The organism is Vibrio sp. La 4.2.2 (genome assembly GCF_027586995.1).
In the GTDB taxonomy this organism is placed as follows: domain Bacteria; phylum Pseudomonadota; class Gammaproteobacteria; order Enterobacterales; family Vibrionaceae; genus Vibrio; species Vibrio mediterranei.
The window spans coordinates 167,321-186,977 of sequence record NZ_JAPPTJ010000004.1; the positions used below are offsets into that span (position 1 = coordinate 167,321).

Here is a 19,657-nt window from a genome sequence, read left to right on the forward strand (position 1 = left end):
CATGAACACCAAATGTTTTCCAGAGCGAGTCTCTAACAACGTCACAAGCATGAATTCCCAATGTTGGGAGCCTATTGATATCGAGCCAAATCGTTACTTCAACCCATCAGTGGTGCCTGGCTACGAAATTAAACATGGCCCGAAAGGCAACCCTTTACATGGTTGTGTTGAGCCCGCCTTTGAACAAGGACTGGCACAACGATACCAACAGTTGAAACATGAAAAGCCATCTTTAAAGGTAAAAAGAGCGCATTTTGCAATGCCGCAGCTTGACGCTGCGCAACTTCCTAGCGCCTCGGATTACGAGCTAATTAGCGAGCCTCGTTCACTATGTTCTACATCCGTTTCTTTAGTGTTAGCACCACAAGCAGACATCGATAAAGCGCGCATTGGCTATCACTTCAAGGGCAATAAGCTAGAGGACCTGAGAGATCGACTTGAATCAGAAAACAATCTGGATGGGTTGATTGGTAACCTTGGCTACTTTATGACTAAAGAGCTGAATATCGGAGACCATATTTGGTCACACAGACGCCGCTTTCCAAACCCAGACCATCAACTGCCAGAAGTGCTGTCATACCTAGGTTTTTACTATTTCTCAGATGAAAATGGCAAGGTTGAAACTGCCGGTTTCCCAAGTGCCCATGACGCCGCTGTTGCCATAGACCATGCAGGCAATGTGCAGATCGTTCCATCTCTGACTTTTCGCCAATTTAACGTCACTATTGGCGGGACAAACTTTGATGTTGATTGCTTTAACCCATCGCTAGAGTTACTTTCACAGCACGATGTCGCTCTGTTTAATGTTAAGTTCCCAATGCAGCACCAAGGCGACCTAGTTGAGTTCTCTCCAATGCTTGAGTTAGAAGGAAGAGTGAACCTGTTTCTAGCCAATCAAGGCGACGGCACTAAGCCATTCGAAGAGGTTGTCGCGATATGGAATGGCACATGCCCTCTTCCTTCTTTCGGAACACTCATATCCATTGAGGAGAAGTATTTTGAATCGCTGTTCTCTGAGACACCTCAAGTCGGGCAAGCGGTTAAGGTTATCCCTGTCGCAAACGAGATTGACCTTTGCGACTATAAACAGATTTTAGGTGGCCTAGTTCCTTCTGTTATTAACGGACAATCGTTGGTTCCAACTGGTCCTACAGTATCCGCAATGCAAGCAGAAGCCGCACTAGATGCTGTCGCCAACACCGATTCCCCTCTATCACGTTCAGGAAAAGAAACCAACAATTTTGATGCGCTCATCCGAGAACCTTCTGGTCTATTTATCGAAACTGAAAACCACATCGGTTACCTGCTGTTTGATGGTCGACACGAGATGAGTATTGGCGCCAACATTGTTGACGTTGCCAACCTTGTTCAGCGTTTATCACAACCCGATATCGACTTCTTCGATGGCGAATCTGTCATTAACGCGATTTCCATCGACGGTGGTTCAGCGATGAAGGTATACGCCGCAAAAACAAGCACCACTGAAGCACCAACAATGGATTTACTTAACCGCGTTGCGGCCGGAGGTAGGAACGCTCCAGGAAACGATCCTCAAGGCCTCAACTTGTATTCAACGGTCATCTTGGAACTCAATAACGCATGAGAATACTACTAACGCACTATCGTGTTGGCGAAACCGACGGTGTTTCGCTAGAAATGGATAAATGGAAGTGGGCATTAGAGCAGCAGGGTCACCAGGTTTTCTATCTGGCCGGCAGTGCTGGAAATGTTAATGCTTCTTGTGTCGAAGCACTTCGTTATGAAGATGAATTGAACGCTAAAATTACTCACGACGCTTTTATTGAGCCTAAGTTTTTCACTAGCTCAGATGACCTACTCACTGCCATCCACACTCAAGCTGATGATATTGAACACGCAGTAACGGCTATCATTCGAGACCTTGAAATAGATATTATCGTTCCTAATAATATCTTCGCAGTCGGGCACAGCCTCGCTGCCGCAATTGGATTGGAGAAAGCCATTCGCAACACTCATGTTAAAGTTGTCAATCACCATCACGATTTCCACTGGGAACGCGAGAAATTCGCTAAACCCGTGTACCCAGAAATCCAAGACATATTAGACGAATACTTTCCTCCACGTCGCGACGCCGACCAACACTGCGTCATCAATCAGATTGCTTTTGAGTCACTCAAGAACAAAACTGGCAAGCATGCCACCGTCGTCCCCAATGTGTTTGATTTCGACAACAGTCATTGGTGCCTTGACGACTATAACCGAGACTTGAAACAGAAAATCGGACTAACCGATAACGACATCGTCTTTCTACAAGCCACTCGAATCGTTGCACGCAAAGGTATTGAACTGGCGATTGACCTTATTGCGAAGCTCAATCGGCAACTGCCAAACTGGGTTGGACAAGCACTTTACAACGACAAAACCATCACTAAAGAGAGTCGAATTGTCCTTGTTCTAGCAGGTATGAACGAAGAACAAGAGTACTTTGATAAGCTGAAGCAAAAAGCAGATCAAAACAATGTGCAGATGCTGTTTATCAATGATTATATCGAACACAGTCGCTGTGAAATAAATGGCGAAAAATGCTATTCCCTCTGGGACGCTTATGTTCATGCGGATATTGTTACCTACCCGAGCTGGCTTGAAGGTTGGGGTAATCAGTTCTTAGAAGGGTTAGTGGCTAAAGTACCACAAGTCGTTTATCGCTATCCTGTTTATGAAACCGATATTGCGCAGTTCAACTTCAATATCATCGATCTTGGAGAGAACCATTCGTGGGATTCACAAGGCTTAGCCACGATATCTGATGAACAATTGTCACTGGCTGCTGAGCAAACCAAACAATATCTATTTGATGCAGAGTACCGCCAGGAAGCGATGAATGACAACTTTGTTATTGGGCAAACGCATTTGTCTTATCGAGCACTTGGCGAAATTCTAGGCAAGGTCTTTAATTGAGTTAAGGTGGGATGAAAAAACGGAGTCGATAGACTCCGTTTTTTATTATATGTCAGTAAGTTACTTTTCCAACGACAACAGTTTTACTGGTTTGAACTCAAACATGTCCTCAAAGACACAGAACTCCACCGCGCCATGAGTAAGCACTCCAAAAGACTGATTGAGCCTTTCTTCAATACGCTGGCAAGTTTGCTCCAATTCGGCTTGTTGCTTTTCGTCAAGATTAATAACCTTGTAACTTAGCGTAATATGGAAGTGGTACTCATCATGCGTTGGGTGACGAATACCTGTCAGTTCACTCAAATTATCACGACATACTTTAAGTGCAGACTTAGTTTCGTCGTTCGCAGGCTTAAGCCTTAATACGGTTCCGCCCGCGCGACTGTTGTACACGTAATCAAACTTCATTTGGAAGTTAGGTGTCGCTGCAGCCTCTTGTAACCAAGCTTGGAAACTTTCTGTTGCCGATTCAATATTCACATCTTCGGCCAACTTTGAGCTCCAGTGTGTCGTCTCTCGAATCTGATCGCACAAACCTTCAATAACCGTCATATGCATACTAGCTTCTGGCAAGAAGGCATAGTTAGTTGCGCACTTCATCGCTTTTAACTGCTGCTGTGCCCATAACACTTCTTGGTATACCGGGCTGGTTTTAACAACGTGACAAAGGAAGGTGTTGCCGGGGAATCGGCGAACGGTGCCGTCCTCATTAAATTTGACACCGACAGACGGAGCATAATTCATAGGGTTCTCTCCAAATTGTTTCTATTGACACATTCTATAGTAATTAAATTAACCTAGTTAATTTAATTACTATCATCGTGGTAATTTTGTGAGCGCTGCATAATTCCGCGTCAATGCACTAGGCAGTCCATATTGTGAATACTAAAAAAGCGCCCCAAATGGGACGCTTTGAATTCTTGTATTTCGTTAACACGGTAAGACTTTACATCGTGCTCGATCAACTATTGAAGTACAAACACACTCGACGACCATCTACGTCACGGATATCAAATGGGATCTCGTAGATGGATTCCATAATCCCTTGCTGCACTACTTCTTCGACTTTACCCGATTTAACCACCTGCCCTTTTTTCATCGCCACAATGTTGTCCGAGTAACAGGATGCAAAGTTGATATCATGAATCACAATTACTACAGCTTTGTTGAATTCATGAGCCAGTCTACGCAGCGTATGCATGATCTCTACAGAGTGTTTAATATCCAAATTGTTTAACGGTTCATCAAGGAACACGTAGTCAGTGTCCTGAGCGACAACCATAGCGATAAACGCCATTTGACGCTGACCGCCACTGAGTTGGTCGAGGTATTTATTTTGGATCTCTTCAATACCTAGATGCCCTAGTGCTCTATCGATAATTTTATTATCTTCATCGGTTAGTCGACCTTGAGAATGTGGAAAGCGACCAAAAGAGACCAACTCTCGGATCGTGAAGCGCATGTTGATGTTGTTTGATTGGCGCAGTACCGCTAAGTGTTTAGCCAGTTCTTTGGTGTCCCACTGAGCGAGCAACTTGTTTCCAATCACAACTTCACCCGCATCACTCTCCGTGAGGCGACTTGCCATAGACAATAGAGTACTTTTACCGGCACCATTTGGGCCAATAATAGACGTCACTTCACCTTTAGGAAATAGTGCATCGGCATCCTTAACAACAAATGTCTTCCCGTACTTTTTACTTAGACCTGTTAACTTAATCACTTCATTACCCTTAATTAATTCTGTTTCTTAGTAGTAAGAACAGGAAGTAAGAACCACCTACGAGGTTAATAATCACGCTGATCGTGGTTTCGAATGCGAGAACTTTTTCTACGAACCATTGACCGCTAACTAACAGTAATACCGCGAGTAAACTGCTCGCGATAATAAGAAAGCGATGCTGATAGTGATTGAACATTTCTCGGGTCAGACTCACTGTAATAAGTCCGAAGAACAGGACAGGACCCACCAGCGCCGTTGAAATCGCGATCATAATAGTAATCAAGATCATAATCCGCTGAGTAAGCTGTTTGGTGTTAACACCCAAACTGGTCGCATTATCAATGCCTAACCACAACACATCCAATTTCGGAGCATAGTAGAACAGAATCGCCAAACAGAGAGACAGTGGAATCAAACTCCAGTACACCAGCTTAGCGTTGACGTTATTAAAGCTCGCGAACATAGAACTCTGGATGGAAGCAAACTCATTTGGATCAACCAACATCGTCAAGAAACCTGTGACGCTGCTGAACAAACTTCCGCAGACAATACCAATGAGCAATAAGGTAAACACATTGCTATCCTGGCGTTTGAAATAGAAATGGAACAACAACAGTGAAAAACCAATCATCACTGCAGTGGACAACATAAAGTTGCTCATCGCATGGATAACCCAAAAGCTTGTACTGCCTAGAATCACCACCATTAGCACCTGTACCATAAGATACAAGCTATCAAACCCGAGTATGGATGGCGTTAAAATGCGGTTATTGGTAATGGTTTGGAATACCAAAGACGATGCTGAAATCGCAACGGCCGCCAGAATAATGGCCGATACTTTAGGAATACGACGAGACAAGAAAAACTGGTAGTTATCCGCTGTCAGCCCCTGTCCAATAAACCACGCAATGATCACCAAACAACCTGCGATAAGTAGAGTTACTTTCAACGAATCACGCATTGGCTTTATCTCTCAACACTAGATAAATAAACACAGCACCACCGAAAATACTGATGATCATCGAGATTGGCATTTCGTAAGGGAAAATAATTAAGCGACCTAAGATGTCACAGGCGAGAACCAGAATAACGCCCCAATACGCCGTCCAAGGTAGAATGCGCTTCATATTGTCCCCCATAAATAGAGAGACAATGTTCGGTACGATCAGCCCTAAGAATGGAATCACACCAACAATCATTACCACTGTTGATGAACTCACCGCCACCAAAATAACGCCAATGAAAACGATTTTTTGGTAATCGAGACCTATATTCTTAGCGAAGCTCTCACCGACACTAGCCGCGCTAAACTGACGTGCGTATAAATACGCAAGTACGCATGCTGGAACCGCAAGATACAGGATTTCGTAATTCCCTTGCAGCACACTCGCAAAGTTAGCCACCGTCCAAGAAGACATGGTCTGCACTAGGTCGTGCTTATAGGCAATAAAGGTTGTCAGTGCGGATATCACATTGCCATACATAATACCGATAAGAGGTACAAGAACCGCATTCTTGAATTGCAATCGTTGCAAGAATTTCACAAAGATCAATGTGCCTGCAACGGCAAAAAAGAAGATAACACCAAGATGCATCCACTGACTGGCACCACCCAAAAAGATAAGCCCAGCAACGTAGCCTAAAAGAGCGCAATCGATAGTGCCTGTCGTTGATGGAGAAGCGAAGCGGTTTTGCACGATCTGTTGCATGATAAGACCCGCAACGCTAAGACCAGCACCAGCCAGAATTATTGCTAGTAGTCGCGGAACTCGACTGACAACATAGATGGAATAAGCATGTTCATCGCCACGGAACAAGTCCGCAATGGACACGTGAGCAGCACCGAGTACGAGGGAACTAACCGCTAATGCGACCAGTAATGTGCATGCAAGAATGTATTTATGGATGGTCATTGAGAATATGATGGCCAGTAATTAACAACAAGAATTAGAAAAGTCTCTCCTAGAGAACTAAGAGAGACTTTTTGAATACTTTAATTAGTTCAGAGCTTTATCGATATCAGCAATCATGGTCTGTGTAGCGGTTACACCACCACCTGAGATATACCAAGCATTTGGATTGATATAGACGATTTTTTTATTTTGCGCCGCAGGCGTTGAGTTCACTAGAGGGTTGTTAAATAACTCTTTCGCCTTACCCACACTGCGACCAATGGCTTGTTCACGGTCTAAAATGAAAATAACTTCAGGCTTTGCATCAGCCACATATTCAAATGAGATCAAGTTACCGTGAGACCCTTGGATCGGCGCAACATTTTGACTAGTCGATTCACCAAAACCAAAATCATCAAATACGATAGAAAAACGGCTACCTTTGTTGAACATCGCCACGTTGTTGCCATTGTTCATCAACATAAGTGCGTCCAAATCTTGCTTGGAAACCGCCTCAGCTGCTTTATCAAATTGAGCTTGAGTCTCTGCGATTAACTTTTCTGCTTCCGCTTCTTTATCAAACAGTTTGCCAAGCATACGCCAGTTTGCTTGCGTATCTTGCCAATACTCACCGTTATCAACATAAAACATCACTGTTGGCGCAATTTTATTTAAGTCATCGTAAACGCGAAGCATGCGGTTTTCAGCGATAATCACATCAGGTTTCAACGTGAAGATAGCTTCAAAATCAGGCTCGCTTACTGAACCTGTATTCCCCGTCGACGCTTTGTACTGCGCTAAATAGTCTGGAAGCAATGAATGTGGAGCACCAACTGGTTGTACACCTAAACGGTCTAGAACATCTAAGCTACCATTACCTAACACCACTACTCGCTTAGGGGTTTCATCAAACTCTGCTGTGCCTTTGAAGTGCTGAATAGTTACTGCACTAGCGTTCGCAACCATGGCGAAGCTGGCCGTTAGTGTCAGCGCGACACGCTTGATGAAACTCATAGACTGACTCATTCCGTTTTCCTTATATATTTTATGGTTATATTAAACAGAATCATTATCACTTACGATCAAATGGGAATCAATATCATTTTCATAGCTAATTGCATTTTTATTGTTATAACGCAAAGAAATACGGATTTTTAGCTCAATGGTGTAACCAGTGATAATCATTGGCGGAAAGACAAACAAATAAGAGGCAAGAAAAAAACTCGATCAATAACAATATAATTTAATAAAAATAACCATATTGTTTTAACTGGTGGTTTTTTTGGCTTAGTATGAAGAATGTTTATCATGTTGCGAGAATCTATTCACTATGTCCACCACCAAAGCTAAGTATTCTGATATCTATCAGGCGATCAAGGAGAGGATTCTCTCTGGACAGTACACAACTAACCAAAAATTACCTGGTGGTAGTGAGTTAGCAGTAGAATTCGGATGCAGCGAGCTCACCATAAAGAAAGCACTCGATATTCTTGTCACCGACGGTTTAGTGGTGAGAAAACGAGGGTCTGGCTCGTATGTGAAACGTCCTCTTGGTAACTCCGGTTATAAGCATCTTTACGGCACCAAAGCCAATGTGCAAGACAGTGGTCAAACCCTAACCACAAAAGTACTGGAGTTCTCCGTCGTCCCTGCAGACACCTTCTTAGCAGAGAGATTGAACTGCGACATTGAAGATATGTTGTACAAAACAACGCGGGTACGCATCATTGATGACATACCGGGTGCGGTTGAGGAGACTTATATGCCTATTAATGTCATTCAAGGTTTAAAGCGTGAACATGCCCAAGATTCTATTTATAGCTATATCACAGACACACTAGGTCTCAAGATCCACAGTTCAACGATGGAAATCACGGTCGTCAAAGCGAATGAGTTTTATGCCACTGAGTTAGACATAAAACTAGGCGAACCTTTAGTCAATGTAGAACAGATTGTTTACCTCGATAATGGCGAAATTTTCGAGTACTCCAATGTGAAGCATCGATGGGAAGGTTACAAGTTCGCCACTAACTTTGTGAAACTGTAAGACTTATCTGGTTGAACACCGACATTTGCTTGCTAGCTTGTTAAAGTCCTAATTAGTGTTACATTTGCTTACAGGCATGACGACTTTTTCGCAAACAGGTAACGCTTATGGCTGGTTTGAGTCTATTAACTCTTCTCGATGATATTACTGCGGTATTGGACGATGTTGCGCTGCTCTCAAAAGTAGCAGCAAAGAAAACCGCTGGGGTATTGGGTGACGATCTCGCCCTTAATGCCCATCAAGTTTCTGGCGTTTCCGCCGAACGTGAAATCCCTGTTGTGTGGTCCGTCGCGAAAGGATCCCTTAAGAACAAATGCATTCTTGTACCCGCCGCGCTCATTATCAGTTTTATTGCTCCTTGGCTGATCAATCCATTATTGCTGCTTGGGGGACTGTTTCTCTGCTACGAAGGTGCTGAGAAGATTCTGGAAAAGCTGTTCCACAGCAAAGAACACACTGATGATCAAACCACACCGGATCTTGGTGGTGACTCCGTTGAGGAATACGAGAAAAAGAAAATTGCCGGCGCGATTCGCACTGACTTTATCCTATCGGCGGAGATTATTGTTATTGCTTTAGGGACGGTCCAAGGACAGTCCACCAGCATCCAAATCATGGTGGTTAGTCTGATTGCCGTTGTAATGACTATTGGAGTATATGGACTGGTTGCGGGTATTGTTAAACTCGACGATTTAGGTTTTTACTTAGAACGAAAGTCTCAAGGAAAAGGACTATTATCCAGCATTGGTAGAGGATTGATTGCCTTTGCCCCTAAACTGATGCGCACGCTCACTATCGTTGGTACTGCGGCTATGTTCTTAGTGGGCGGCGGTATTGTTGTCCATAACGTACCCGCCATTCACCATCTTATTGAACCTATCATCATGGATATACCCAACCTATCCGTTGCTCAAGCCATTATCCCAGCTCTGCTCAACGGCGTTATCGGTATCATCGCAGGCCTCATTGTTGTGGCTGTATTTAGCGTAATCGGCAAACTTAAAGCCGCCGCTTCTTAACAATTGACTGAGGTTGTAGCTGACTAACAGCTACAACCGCATGATGACGTATCACCCGACTTCACTTGCTGCTTGAAATTTTGCAGCGACACTTTTCGGATTTGGTCGAGGTCTCGACGCTTAACTATCACTTCTGTATTCGACTTAGGCTTACTTGAACAAGCATAAGTTTGCTGGCCATCCACTTCAACCAAACACGCTTTACAGCAACCATGCTTGCGTTTATTTTTCAAACATGGAGCTGGGATCCTTACCCCTACTCTGCTCGCTAATTCGACTAAGTTCTTTTCTGAAGCACCAATAACTGTCGTTTGACCATCAATAGTCAAGGTGGCAGGTTTAATCTGAAACATATTTCTCAACTGTTCTGTTTTAACTCTCTTAATAAGACGAAGCAAAATCAAAAAAGACGACCAATTCTCGAAATATTATTCAATTTAGTGTTTAGAACAAGTTCAGATCTTATCTCGCGAGAATCTCGCATGATAAGGGTCGAGCTCATTTCCCTGCTTTTCGGTTAGCTCTTGGTATAGCTCTGGCCTGCGACCGCGAATCCAGCGACGGCCAGTACACATTTCTAATTCCTGACCGTCCAGTACAGCGACAACCATGTCGTCATCAAGACTCTTTGACTCAGTAATCACTTCACCATAAGGGTTAAGAATCATCGCGTGTCCCGTGCGCACTTCATTCATGTCCACCCCAACCCCATTACTAAATACTACAAATAGTCCATTATCATGAGCTCTAGCAGGCAACCAGCGCATTAACCAAGCACGGCCTTTCCTACCTTGCATTTCACTGTAGATAGTCTGTGGATCTTGATGTCGATTATGCCAAAGCTGAGGATCAATCAGCCCCATAGCATTTGGGCTTCGAGAGTCGCAACCGCCTGTTTGATGGGGCGCAATTAAGATATCCGCTCCTTTTAACGCCGTGATTCTCACGTTTTCAACCAAGTTGTTATCCCAACAAATCAGGATTCCAACCTTACAGCCGTGAGGGGTGTCAAACACCGTATACTCATCGCCACTACTCATATGGGGGCTGACAAATGTATGCAGCTTTCTGTGCTTTTGAACCACACCGTTCGGCATCACAAACACGTAGGTGTTGTATAACTGACCGCACTCACCCTCTTCAATCAGCCCCGCGCCAATACTCATATTATGACGTTGTGAGAGTGCCAACAGTGCTTGGCTCGTGTCGCCCGATGGCACAGGTTCTGAGAGTTCAGAAATCTCATCACGAGTAAGCGCTGAAACATGCCAGTAACCAGTAACGCACATTTCGGGAAAGCTGATGATATCTACCTTGTTAGCAGCGGCTCGAGTCACAAATTGCTCTATTATCGCTAAATTGGCAGATTTATCTCCCGACTTATGATTGAACTGAACTGAGGCTACTTTTACCGACTTCATACTTTCTCCTTATGAGAGCTTAACAGTGAAGTCACAGTGTAAAAAATACTGTTGATTCCGTATAATGAATTTAAATCACAAATTGATTACCATTTGGAATCATGAATATCGACCTTCTAAAAGCGTTCGTGACCTTGGCTCGCAGCGATACCTATCGCAGTGCTGCTGAGGCACTGTTTATCACTCAGTCAGCATTGACGAAAAAAATATATCGGCTAGAGAGTGATATTGGCGCGACCTTATTTGACCGTAATCGAGGCGGGACGAAATTATCCATTGTTGGAGAGTGCCTGCTCCCCGAAGCGAAGCGCGTCATTGCGAGCGCTGAGAAGTTTGATCAGTTATCCAACCAAGTTGCAGCTGGGCAATCCGGTTATCTTAATGTTGGCTTCGGTATTTCGAGTTTTGACATTGCACCTCGACATATCTCCGAGTTCAAGCAGCGTTTCAGCGATGTCCATGTCACGCTTAACGATCTCCCATCTCAGACACAGACAGAGCAACTCCTGTCAGGCGAGTTGCATATCGCCTACTCACGCCTCCCATGTGAAAGCAGTCTATCTTCAATCACACTCTCCAGTGATCGACTTTGCGTAGCGGTCAACCGCAGCCATAGTGAGTCGTCACTGACGTCTATACTTACTTCTCTTCCCTACTTAGCATTGAGACCAGAGCGAGGAATGGGGTTACACCAACAGATCTCAAAGGTTGCTGCGGAGCTAAATTGGCAGTTCACACCAAGCCAATTTGCCGATGATATCTTGACCTTGCTGTCATTGGTTAAAGCCAATATAGGATTTATCATTGTTCCAGAAAGTGCACGCTCTTTGGTTGATGACACGATACGTTTCCTCCCGATCCCCTCGACAGATAATCATTGGGATATTGGCGTTATTTGGAACCCCGATGTTATCAATCCGGTAAAAGACCACTTTCTCGATATGTTGAAAGAAAACGGCCTTATTCTAGATTAAAGTTGACGATGGACTTTGAAGCATAGAGTGACGATCATAAGCATTGAGACCGCAACAAGTGATAACCCTAAGTTAGCCACTGCACTTGATGCCGATAATCCAACAGCAATCAGTATGTAGTACAGCAGACCTAAAATCGCACTCGCACTACCAACCGCTTGTTTGTAGTTCACTAACGCTTGACTTAGTACGTTAGGAATACCAACACCAAACGCCATAACCACGACCATCATAGGCAGTAAGAACCATAGGCTGTCTTGCGTCATGTAAACACCTAAAGAGCCCAAGGCAGATAAAGTAACAGCCAATTTGATTAACGATGCCGAGGTTCTACCTTTGGTGAGAAGCCGTTTGTTTATAGAGCTGCCTAAAAACGTTCCAAACGCCAATACCACACCTGAGTATCCGAACTGTTGAGCGTCAAAACCCAGTTCACGAAATAAAAACGGGCCAATCTGGTAATAGTTGAATACTACGATATTAAAACCAGCGACCAATAGTGCCGACACCCAGATATGTTTATCAAGCAGCATCTGTTTAGCCGTCTGGGTTAAGGACGTTTTGCGCGACTCTTGGCAGCCTGTTTCTGGCAATCGCAACGCACTTTTACCAAGCAGTATCACTGCCAGTAGGCATAGCGCCCAAAATACGTAGGTGTGTCCGCCTAACTGGGTGAGCTGTCCGCCCACGAACATGCCAACAACCGGACTAATGGCGATGCCCATCCCCATTAAAGAAAATACTTTCCCTAATTCCTCACCGGAGAATTTATCACGCAGCATGGTTTGTGTGACCACTGAACCTGCTGCTGCGCCAAAAGCACTAATAGCACGAGCGACCAACAGCATCTCGAACGATGTCACGAATATAGCCGTAAAAACACCGATAGCGTAGGTTGTTAAACCCAATAGCATACTTGCTCGACGTCCTAATACATCAGACAGAATACCCCAAGCTACAACTCCTATCGCAAATGCATAAAAATACGTTGCAATGGTTGCTGCCGCGAGACTATCACTCACCCCAAAATGTTGCCCAATATCTCCTAGCGCCGGGCTGTAGATAGTTTCAACAATTTGAGGAAACATAATAAGTAGTACCATTAACCACAAAGGGGGTTTCGCTGTTTCCCCATATTTCGTTTGTTGAATCATTGTGATTCCTCCTCTTAATTTGATGTTGAGGAGTTTAGCCTTAATGGATTTTGTACTAATATCATCATAAGAACAAAAAACATCGAAAATAAGACAAATGGCACTAATTGATCACCAGACACGTTTCGATGCTGACGCATTGAGTGCACCTGTTATTGGTATTGCAGCAAGAGTGGGCAAACATGATTCAGGCATGCACCAGCATCAGAAAGGACAACTGCTCTACGCACCTCAAGGTTGCATGACTATCGAACTTCAAGGATGTCGTTCGGTTTTGCCGCCAACTCAAGCCGCTTGGATACCACCAAACACAGAACATCGAGCGAGCATGAATAATGTCGTCGAGTATCGCTCGCTATACTTTGATACCAACTTGTTTGATAGTGCCCCAGACACCATACAGTACCTTACCGTAAACGAGCTGTTGAAAGCCTTGATTGATAGAATGAGCTTTTGGTCTTGGGACATTAGTATCGAACAAACCTGCAACACCACAGCGCTGTTTTGGGAAGAGTTTCAATTAGCGTTAGCAGAGGTGCACCTCTTACCTATCCCCAGCGATCCGAGAGTCACGGGCATCTTGAATCATTTTTTGACCGGAGAGCAAAGCCTCCCTTCACTAGAGGAGTTTTCCCGTCATGTGGGGGCCAGCAGCAAAACCGTCAGTCGAATTTTCGCTAAAGAAACCGGTATGAGCTTTCAATCTTGGCGGCAACAATGGCGGTTGCAGCGAGCCACAGAGCTATTGGCACTGGGGCAAAGTGTTCTAGATGTTTCTTATACTTTGGAATTTTCAAGTGACAGTGCTTTTATCGCTTTCTTTAAACAACATATGGGGATCACCCCCAAACAGCTCTTTTAGTGTCGGAAAATAATATTCCATGATTTAATTTTTTGATAAAGCACTGATATTTCCGCCAAACATTCACAATGAGATTTTTCCTATACTACTTAATAAAAACAGTACGTTAGCTTATTAAACATTAGCTACATTTATACTTCGCTTCAACGATAACTAATGCCAATATATCGATAAATATTTGTTGTCGTTATGGTCATTTTTTTTAGTTTTACTCCTCCTCTTTCAAGCCTCATAGTCGCGGCGAAAACCTAATCAATTTCTCAATTCTGTTTCGATTTTCCAACGACTATTTAGGAGGCTCTGCTAGTGGAAAACACACCTGATTTCGCAGTAAAAACTGGCTTTAAAGTACCTGTTATTGCGCTATCACTTTATGCCGTCGCATCAGGTTATTTGATGAGCTTAATCCCGCTTATGCTGGGTGAATACGGTATTGATGCAAGCAACGCAAGTTGGCTAGCAAGTGTGTTCTACGCGGGTCTTTTAGTTGGTGCTGTTGTTATTGAACCGGCTGTCAAGCATATCGGTCACCGTATCGCATTTATTGCCTGTCTAGCGCTATTTATCGCTACGATCGTTGCGCTGCCACTGATGCCTGTCGCATGGGCTTGGCTGATTGCACGCTTTGTCGCAGGTATTGCTGTCGCGGGTGTCTTCGTTATCGTTGAGTCATGGCTACTTGTAGGTGATGAATCAAGCCGTGCCAAACGTCTTGGCCTCTACATGGGTTCGCTCTATGGCGGCTCTGCACTAGGTCAGCTTGGGATTGGTTTTATCGGTGTTCAGGGTAGTCTGCCATTTGTGGCGATTCTCTCTATGCTAAGCGCAGCTATTCTGGTTCTGATGTTCGTTCCAACACAGCAACCACAGAGTGCTCACTCGGCGACACTATCGTTCAAACAAATTGCAAAACTAAACCATGCTGCAATCATCGGCTGTATTGTTTCAGGCTTAACCCTTGGATCTATCTATGGTCTGATGCCTGTAGAGTTAACGCACCGCGACGTGTCACAAAGCAGTTTAAGTGCATTAATGGCCTTAGTGATCCTTGGCGGTATGGCAGTACAAACACTAGTACCTCCACTACTTAAAATAGCGGGTCGCACTCCTCTAATGGGCATGTTCTGTTTATTGGGTGTATTTGGTGTCGGCCTAGTTATTCTCAGCGATGATCTGAGTGTACTGGCGATCAGCTTATTCTTAATTGGGATGGCGACGTTCGCCCTGTACCCGATTGCTATTAACTTAGGCTGTGACAAATTGGACGAGAGTTTTATTGTCTCTGCAACGCAAGTTATGCTGTTTTGCTACAGCATCGGCTCAGTCGCTGGTCCGGTACTTGCGGATTGGTTTATGGACGGTACACAAGGTTTGATGGCTTATTTACTTGCAACCATGATGGCAACCGCTATCTATATGTTCATTGCCAGTATTCGTACCAAGAAACACTTGGTGGCTGGCGAGTAACATCACACTTTAAGTTCACGTACAGCGTAAACAACAAAGCGGCTTTCAAGGCCGCTTTGTTACTTTGAAACCTTCAGTTTCATCTCTGGTTCATGTTTTAAGTACTATAGTTAAATCAAGTCATTACAGGGGAACGATTATGCTATCCGAACAAGACCAACAAACTAAAACTAACGCCATTGTCGCTTACGCCTGTTTACTTTTAGGAAGTTTCACTGGCATTTTCTATCTCGTTGGCGGTATCTGGGCCATGCTTAAGCGCAGTTCCTCAGCAGGTAGTCCGTTGGCTGATCACCTCGAAAACGCAGTACAGACATTTTGGGTCTCCATTATTTTGACGGTCGTGGGTATCTTCTCCATGCCGCTGTTTGGCATTGGCTACTTAATACTTGTCGGGACATCCGTTTGGGTCATCTATCGCTGTGTGAAAGGACTCGTTAGGGTGCTCGACAATCAAGGTTACAACTAAAAAAGAGAGGCTCGATTGAGCCTCTCTTTTTCGTCAGTCAGTTAGGGCAATGACTTTGTCTATCCTTAACTGCTCTATGAATCCCATATCATGACTGACAACTAACACAGTCCCTGCGTAGCCGTTAATAGCAACAATCAACTGTTGTTTTGCTTCGAGATCCAAGTGATTATCCGGTTCATCCAATAACAGGGTAGCCACCTGTTTTTGGTGCGAAGCAATCAACATGGCTAGCTTCATTTTCTCGCCACCACTGAGTTGCTCGACTTTGTCATAGACTTTGTCTCGCCTAAAACCGATGCCAGCTAATAGAGTACGAGCAACAGGAATTGTCATCTCATTACACCCTTCACACACAGCGTCAATCAGCGCTAAATCACCGTTAAGTATAGAAAAGTGTTGATCTAAGTAAAAACACTGCGTATTGACTCGAAGCCCATCAGTCACATCACTTGAGTTTTGGCTAACAGCGAGTACTCGCTTTAAAATGGTCGACTTACCCGAGCCATTACGACCTTTTAGCCACGCATGCTCGCTGGTAAGCACCGTCGCACGAATCGGTACACCAAGCACATTAGCATGCTGAAATGCGTCAAACGCGATGGCTGTCTTACCCTTCGTTTGAACCACTCCGGTGTACCATTTCTGCGCTTTATTCTGTTCTATTTGATCCGTCACTTGCTGAAGTTTTTGATCCAAAACCGCGAACTGGCGTTCACTTTGAGCGGCAATCGCGGCGTTAGCATTCTGTGCGCCTTGCTTTTTACCATCCATCAGTATTTTTGGCTGGCTACCACTCGTCCTTTGCGCTTTACCTCTTGTCGCGAGTTTTTGAGCTGTGATTAGCCGTTGGTGTGCTTTCTCTGCTTTTACCTTTCTCTCCTTAATCAGTGATTTTGCTTTGTCCTGCAACGCTTGCAGATGCTCATTTTTGTGAGCTACGAATGTTTGGTAGTTGCCTCCATAACAGGTAATACCTAACGAGTTCAGCTCGAGTATTTTGTCAACGTGATTGAGGAACGCAATATTGTGGCTTACTACCAGCACCGGTCTGTCTATTGTTTTCAATTGCTTCACTAACCAATCAACATGCTCAGAATCTAAATGGTTAGTAGGCTCATCAAGAACTAATGCGTCATAATCTTGCTGCAGTAGTACATAAAGCCTTAATACCGCACGTTGCCCACCACTTAATTGCGCGAGTTTGATATTGAGATCGGTAGGCAAACGCAGTTGCGTGAGTAGCCTTGCTAATTGTTCAGCAAGATCCCATTCATCATCGGCAATCATGTCAAACCAATGACAAGAGCTATCACCTTGCTGAATGTGCTCAAGGGCGAGCAACTTTTTTTCCACACCTAATAGTTGAGCAATACTTTGAGACAAGTCTGATTCACTTTCTAATTGGTTATAGAAGCCAACAGATCTGATCTGGTTCCCCCACTCCACTCGCCCTTCAGACGGTGGGGTTAATTTAGCGAGGATCTGCGCCAAATGACTCTTGCCACTGCCATTTTTTCCTACTAACGCTGTGATGCCTTCTTCAGTTGAGAAGCTAATCGATGAAAATAGTCGGTCTCCATCAGGAAACTGCTTTGAGATTGAAATTGCATGAAATGCAGTCATACATCCTCCTTTACAGAGCATGTGACGCTTGGCAGATAGTACTATTTTAAGTCAGCTATGATGCTGATGATAGAGATGTGTAGATAGAACGAGCCAACGCCCACTAACTCTGCGATTTCAAAAGTTACTTGTATAAAACGATCGAAATTGAGTTAGTTGTTCATGTAGGCGTGTACTCCTAGGAAAGTGATAGTGAATTTATAACTCAAGCGGCATGAGAAAACTACTGTTCTGCTCAAAAAAGCAAAATTCTCTGCGTCTTTTTTGAATTAGCACCGTCTAATTTAATGACCACTTATTTATGATAAGAGAAACCTATGTTTAAAGTAACCTCATCAACGTCCGCTACGCAGAACAACTTTATCAAACATGATTCTGCCATGTTGAACCAGTTTTACGGAACAAACGATGTCGTACCCTATTGGGTCGCTGATATGGATTTTCCCATTGCAAATCCAATTACGCAGGAATTACAACGTCTTGTTGATCGCGAAGTTTACGCTTACGAGTTCGACTCTTCTCGAGTTTTTGCAGCCATTGCGCGCTGGAATGAAACAGCACATAACCTGTCATTAGACCCAAATCACTTCGTGCAAGTACCGGGCGTCTTGAGTGCTATTGCCCTGTTGATTCGCCAATTTACCCAGCAAGGCGACGGCGTATTGATTCAAACACCGGTTTATCATCAGTTCCGCAGATTGATTGAATCGGCAGGCAGAGTGGTTGCAGGTAATTCTCTCAAGGTCGAAGATGGACACTACACCATCGACTTTGACGATTTTGAGCAGCAACTCAACCAGGGCAATGCCAAAATGGTTCTTTTGTGTAACCCTCATAACCCTGTTGGTCGTGTTTGGACTCGCTCTGAACTTCAAACGATGGTCGATATTGCCCGCCGTTACGATGTGATTATCGTTAGTGACGAAATCCATGCCGATATCGTTTTCGACGCTCATACATTCACATCAATTGTTTCTTTGGGATACGAGAAAGCGGTTTCTATTATTGGCTCACCCGCTAAAAACTTTGGACTTAACAGCATAGCGAACGGATATATATACACCGATAACGACACTTTGTATCAACAAATCAAATCAACCGTGAGTTCATTGGCTATCGACCATGGGAATGCGCTAACAACTTATGCCACCATCGCTGCTTACGAGAAAGGTAGAGAATGGTTTGAAGGCTACTTACAATACACTCAAACCACTGTTCATTGGATCGCAGAGTTTGTTGCCTCATCTTTGCCAGAAATCACCATGTATAAACCTGAGGGTACCAACCAAATCTGGTTCGATTTTTCCAAGTTACAACTAGCGCCGGATGCGCTGAAGTCTTTGCTGGTTAACGAGGCAAAAATGGGGCTGACTCCGGGTGCATGGTTTGGCGAAACCAACCCTAATTACTATCGCATGAATATCGCAGTGGACAGAGCACAGATCCAAGCGTCATTTGCTAGGTTGCACACCGCAATTAAATCTCTCTAAATCCCACTCCCCTTACTGGCTAAGGGGAGATTCACTGCCGATTTAACCACGCTTCCTTTGGAGCATAATCGGTCACACCGCCGTGACCGATTTCGATATCACAACATCGCATGATATGCTCCCTCAGCTTGATTCGGCTTCGTTGAATTCGACTCTTAGCACCAGATAACGATATCCCCATTCGCTCCGCTATCTCTTTTTGAGATATTCCCTCAAGTTCTGCCAGTATTAAAGGTGTGCGATACTGCTCTGGTAATTCATCTATGAGCGGTCTTAAACATTGTGCCACCTCTTGATGAGCCTGCTCTGCTGTATCCGGCTCTTCATGAACAAGATCTTGCGGTAACTGGTCGAAATCACGACGCTGACGGTAGTGATCCATAATCGTATTATGGGCAATGCGAAATAGCCAACTACTCAAACTTCCTTGGGACTTGAGCTGATGTAAATTATCACTCGCTTTGATGTAAACATCCTGCAAAATGTCGTCAACAAAATGCTCATCATCCACTTGTTTCGCGATGTAATTTCTTAGTTTTGTTTTGTGATTTTGCCATTCTGCAAGCATAAACCCAG

19 protein-coding genes are annotated in these 19,657 nt (G+C 44.2%); 9 read left to right on the forward strand and 10 right to left on the reverse strand.

Annotated elements, in window-relative coordinates; translation table 11 throughout:
- Position 1: 1 nt before the first annotated feature.
- Positions 2–1,603 (forward strand): hypothetical protein, encoded by a 1,602-nt coding sequence (locus OH456_RS10185; RefSeq protein WP_270033400.1) that lies wholly within the window; start codon positions 2–4, stop codon positions 1,601–1,603.
- Entirely contained in the window at positions 1,600–2,937 is a 1,338-nt protein-coding gene (locus OH456_RS10190) for a glycosyltransferase family 4 protein (RefSeq protein ID WP_062456000.1), read from the forward strand. The genes OH456_RS10185 and OH456_RS10190 overlap by 4 nt, the downstream gene beginning before the upstream one ends.
- A 60-nt stretch (positions 2,938–2,997) precedes the next feature.
- Here the strand turns inward: OH456_RS10190 and OH456_RS10195 are convergent, their stop codons facing one another.
- The 5 genes from OH456_RS10195 to OH456_RS10215 all read right to left on the reverse strand — a co-directional run bounded on the left by OH456_RS10195 (position 2,998) and on the right by OH456_RS10215 (position 7,578).
- Complete coding sequence (locus tag OH456_RS10195) at positions 2,998–3,681, reverse strand: DUF1868 domain-containing protein (RefSeq protein ID WP_270033401.1); 684 nt, start codon at positions 3,679–3,681, stop codon at positions 2,998–3,000.
- 217 nt (positions 3,682–3,898) lie between these two features.
- Entirely contained in the window at positions 3,899–4,660 is a 762-nt protein-coding gene (locus OH456_RS10200) for an iron ABC transporter ATP-binding protein (protein ID WP_270033402.1), read from the reverse strand.
- A gap of 10 nt (positions 4,661–4,670) precedes the next feature.
- A complete protein-coding gene (locus OH456_RS10205; RefSeq protein WP_270033403.1) occupies positions 4,671–5,621 on the reverse strand; it encodes an iron chelate uptake ABC transporter family permease subunit in 951 nt (316 codons plus the stop codon).
- On the reverse strand, positions 5,614–6,573 hold the full coding sequence (locus tag OH456_RS10210; RefSeq protein ID WP_006070430.1) for an ABC transporter permease: 960 nt from the start codon (positions 6,571–6,573) through the stop codon (positions 5,614–5,616). The genes OH456_RS10205 and OH456_RS10210 overlap by 8 nt, the downstream gene beginning before the upstream one ends.
- Positions 6,574–6,657: 84 nt before the next feature.
- Complete coding sequence (locus OH456_RS10215; RefSeq protein ID WP_006070429.1) at positions 6,658–7,578, reverse strand: siderophore ABC transporter substrate-binding protein; 921 nt, start codon at positions 7,576–7,578, stop codon at positions 6,658–6,660.
- Between the two features lie 304 nt (positions 7,579–7,882).
- Here OH456_RS10215 and OH456_RS10220 point away from each other — a divergent pair, with 304 nt between their 5' ends.
- A complete protein-coding gene (locus OH456_RS10220) occupies positions 7,883–8,599 on the forward strand; it encodes a GntR family transcriptional regulator (RefSeq protein WP_006070428.1) in 717 nt (238 codons plus the stop codon).
- Positions 8,600–8,706: 107 nt separating this feature from the next.
- The gene (locus OH456_RS10225; RefSeq protein WP_270033404.1) at positions 8,707–9,618 is read left to right on the forward strand and encodes a DUF808 domain-containing protein; all 912 of its coding nucleotides are present in this window, start codon (positions 8,707–8,709) and stop codon (positions 9,616–9,618) included.
- Positions 9,619–9,641: 23 nt separating this feature from the next.
- Here the strand turns inward: OH456_RS10225 and OH456_RS10230 are convergent, their stop codons facing one another.
- Both OH456_RS10230 and OH456_RS10235 read right to left on the reverse strand, forming a co-directional pair.
- A complete protein-coding gene (locus OH456_RS10230) occupies positions 9,642–9,971 on the reverse strand; it encodes a 2Fe-2S iron-sulfur cluster-binding protein (protein ID WP_038227331.1) in 330 nt (109 codons plus the stop codon).
- A 102-nt stretch (positions 9,972–10,073) separates the two neighbouring features.
- On the reverse strand, positions 10,074–11,039 hold the full coding sequence (locus OH456_RS10235) for a nitrilase family protein (RefSeq protein ID WP_270033405.1): 966 nt from the start codon (positions 11,037–11,039) through the stop codon (positions 10,074–10,076).
- 101 nt (positions 11,040–11,140) lie between these two features.
- Here OH456_RS10235 and OH456_RS10240 point away from each other — a divergent pair, with 101 nt between their 5' ends.
- A complete protein-coding gene (locus OH456_RS10240) occupies positions 11,141–12,013 on the forward strand; it encodes a LysR family transcriptional regulator (protein WP_270033406.1) in 873 nt (290 codons plus the stop codon).
- On the opposite strand, the gene OH456_RS10245 is transcribed toward OH456_RS10240, so the two are convergent.
- Positions 12,010–13,167 carry a multidrug effflux MFS transporter gene (locus tag OH456_RS10245; RefSeq protein WP_270033407.1) on the reverse strand — a complete coding sequence of 386 codons (1,158 nt, stop codon included), beginning with the start codon at positions 13,165–13,167 and terminating at the stop codon, positions 12,010–12,012. The two genes, OH456_RS10240 and OH456_RS10245, sit on opposite strands and share 4 nt — an antisense overlap.
- Positions 13,168–13,264: 97 nt before the next feature.
- On the opposite strand from OH456_RS10245, the gene OH456_RS10250 reads away from it, so the two are divergent.
- From OH456_RS10250 to OH456_RS10260, 3 genes are all read left to right on the forward strand, one after another.
- Positions 13,265–14,029 carry an AraC family transcriptional regulator gene (locus OH456_RS10250; RefSeq protein WP_270033408.1) on the forward strand — a complete coding sequence of 255 codons (765 nt, stop codon included), beginning with the start codon at positions 13,265–13,267 and terminating at the stop codon, positions 14,027–14,029.
- A 306-nt stretch (positions 14,030–14,335) separates the two neighbouring features.
- Positions 14,336–15,496 (forward strand): MFS transporter, encoded by a 1,161-nt coding sequence (locus OH456_RS10255; RefSeq protein WP_124941439.1) that lies wholly within the window; start codon positions 14,336–14,338, stop codon positions 15,494–15,496.
- Positions 15,497–15,635: 139 nt separating this feature from the next.
- The gene (locus tag OH456_RS10260; RefSeq protein WP_062456033.1) at positions 15,636–15,965 is read left to right on the forward strand and encodes a DUF4870 family protein; all 330 of its coding nucleotides are present in this window, start codon (positions 15,636–15,638) and stop codon (positions 15,963–15,965) included.
- A 33-nt stretch (positions 15,966–15,998) separates the two neighbouring features.
- Here OH456_RS10260 and OH456_RS10265 read toward each other — a convergent pair whose 3' ends face one another.
- Positions 15,999–17,591 carry an ATP-binding cassette domain-containing protein gene (locus OH456_RS10265; protein ID WP_236109363.1) on the reverse strand — a complete coding sequence of 531 codons (1,593 nt, stop codon included), beginning with the start codon at positions 17,589–17,591 and terminating at the stop codon, positions 15,999–16,001.
- A 317-nt stretch (positions 17,592–17,908) separates the two neighbouring features.
- Between OH456_RS10265 and OH456_RS10270 the strand changes: the two genes are divergently transcribed.
- On the forward strand, positions 17,909–19,081 hold the full coding sequence (locus OH456_RS10270; RefSeq protein WP_270033409.1) for a MalY/PatB family protein: 1,173 nt from the start codon (positions 17,909–17,911) through the stop codon (positions 19,079–19,081).
- Between the two features lie 31 nt (positions 19,082–19,112).
- Here OH456_RS10270 and sigZ read toward each other — a convergent pair whose 3' ends face one another.
- Positions 19,113–19,649, reverse strand: coding sequence for an RNA polymerase sigma factor SigZ (gene sigZ, locus OH456_RS10275; protein WP_006070415.1), 537 nt, complete (start codon positions 19,647–19,649; stop codon positions 19,113–19,115).
- Between the last annotated feature and the right edge of the window lie 8 nt (positions 19,650–19,657).

Bases quoted from the DNA above. Each gene is read 5' to 3' on its own strand.
- OH456_RS10185 (WP_270033400.1), top strand. From the start codon at position 2: ATGAACACCAAATGTTTTCCAGAGCGAGTCTCTAACAACGTCACAAGC.
- OH456_RS10190 (WP_062456000.1), top strand. From the start codon at position 1,600: ATGAGAATACTACTAACGCACTATCGTGTTGGCGAAACCGACGGTGTT.
- OH456_RS10195 (WP_270033401.1), bottom strand. From the start codon at position 3,681: ATGAATTATGCTCCGTCTGTCGGTGTCAAATTTAATGAGGACGGCACC.
- OH456_RS10205 (WP_270033403.1), bottom strand. From the start codon at position 5,621: ATGCGTGATTCGTTGAAAGTAACTCTACTTATCGCAGGTTGTTTGGTG.
- OH456_RS10210 (WP_006070430.1), bottom strand. From the start codon at position 6,573: ATGACCATCCATAAATACATTCTTGCATGCACATTACTGGTCGCATTA.
- OH456_RS10215 (WP_006070429.1), bottom strand. From the start codon at position 7,578: ATGAGTCAGTCTATGAGTTTCATCAAGCGTGTCGCGCTGACACTAACG.
- OH456_RS10220 (WP_006070428.1), top strand. From the start codon at position 7,883: ATGTCCACCACCAAAGCTAAGTATTCTGATATCTATCAGGCGATCAAG.
- OH456_RS10225 (WP_270033404.1), top strand. From the start codon at position 8,707: ATGGCTGGTTTGAGTCTATTAACTCTTCTCGATGATATTACTGCGGTA.
- OH456_RS10230 (WP_038227331.1), bottom strand. From the start codon at position 9,971: ATGTTTCAGATTAAACCTGCCACCTTGACTATTGATGGTCAAACGACA.
- OH456_RS10235 (WP_270033405.1), bottom strand. From the start codon at position 11,039: ATGAAGTCGGTAAAAGTAGCCTCAGTTCAGTTCAATCATAAGTCGGGA.
- OH456_RS10240 (WP_270033406.1), top strand. From the start codon at position 11,141: ATGAATATCGACCTTCTAAAAGCGTTCGTGACCTTGGCTCGCAGCGAT.
- OH456_RS10245 (WP_270033407.1), bottom strand. From the start codon at position 13,167: ATGATTCAACAAACGAAATATGGGGAAACAGCGAAACCCCCTTTGTGG.
- OH456_RS10250 (WP_270033408.1), top strand. From the start codon at position 13,265: ATGGCACTAATTGATCACCAGACACGTTTCGATGCTGACGCATTGAGT.
- OH456_RS10260 (WP_062456033.1), top strand. From the start codon at position 15,636: ATGCTATCCGAACAAGACCAACAAACTAAAACTAACGCCATTGTCGCT.
- OH456_RS10265 (WP_236109363.1), bottom strand. From the start codon at position 17,591: ATGACTGCATTTCATGCAATTTCAATCTCAAAGCAGTTTCCTGATGGA.
- OH456_RS10270 (WP_270033409.1), top strand. From the start codon at position 17,909: ATGTTTAAAGTAACCTCATCAACGTCCGCTACGCAGAACAACTTTATC.
- sigZ (WP_006070415.1), bottom strand. From the start codon at position 19,649: ATGCTTGCAGAATGGCAAAATCACAAAACAAAACTAAGAAATTACATC.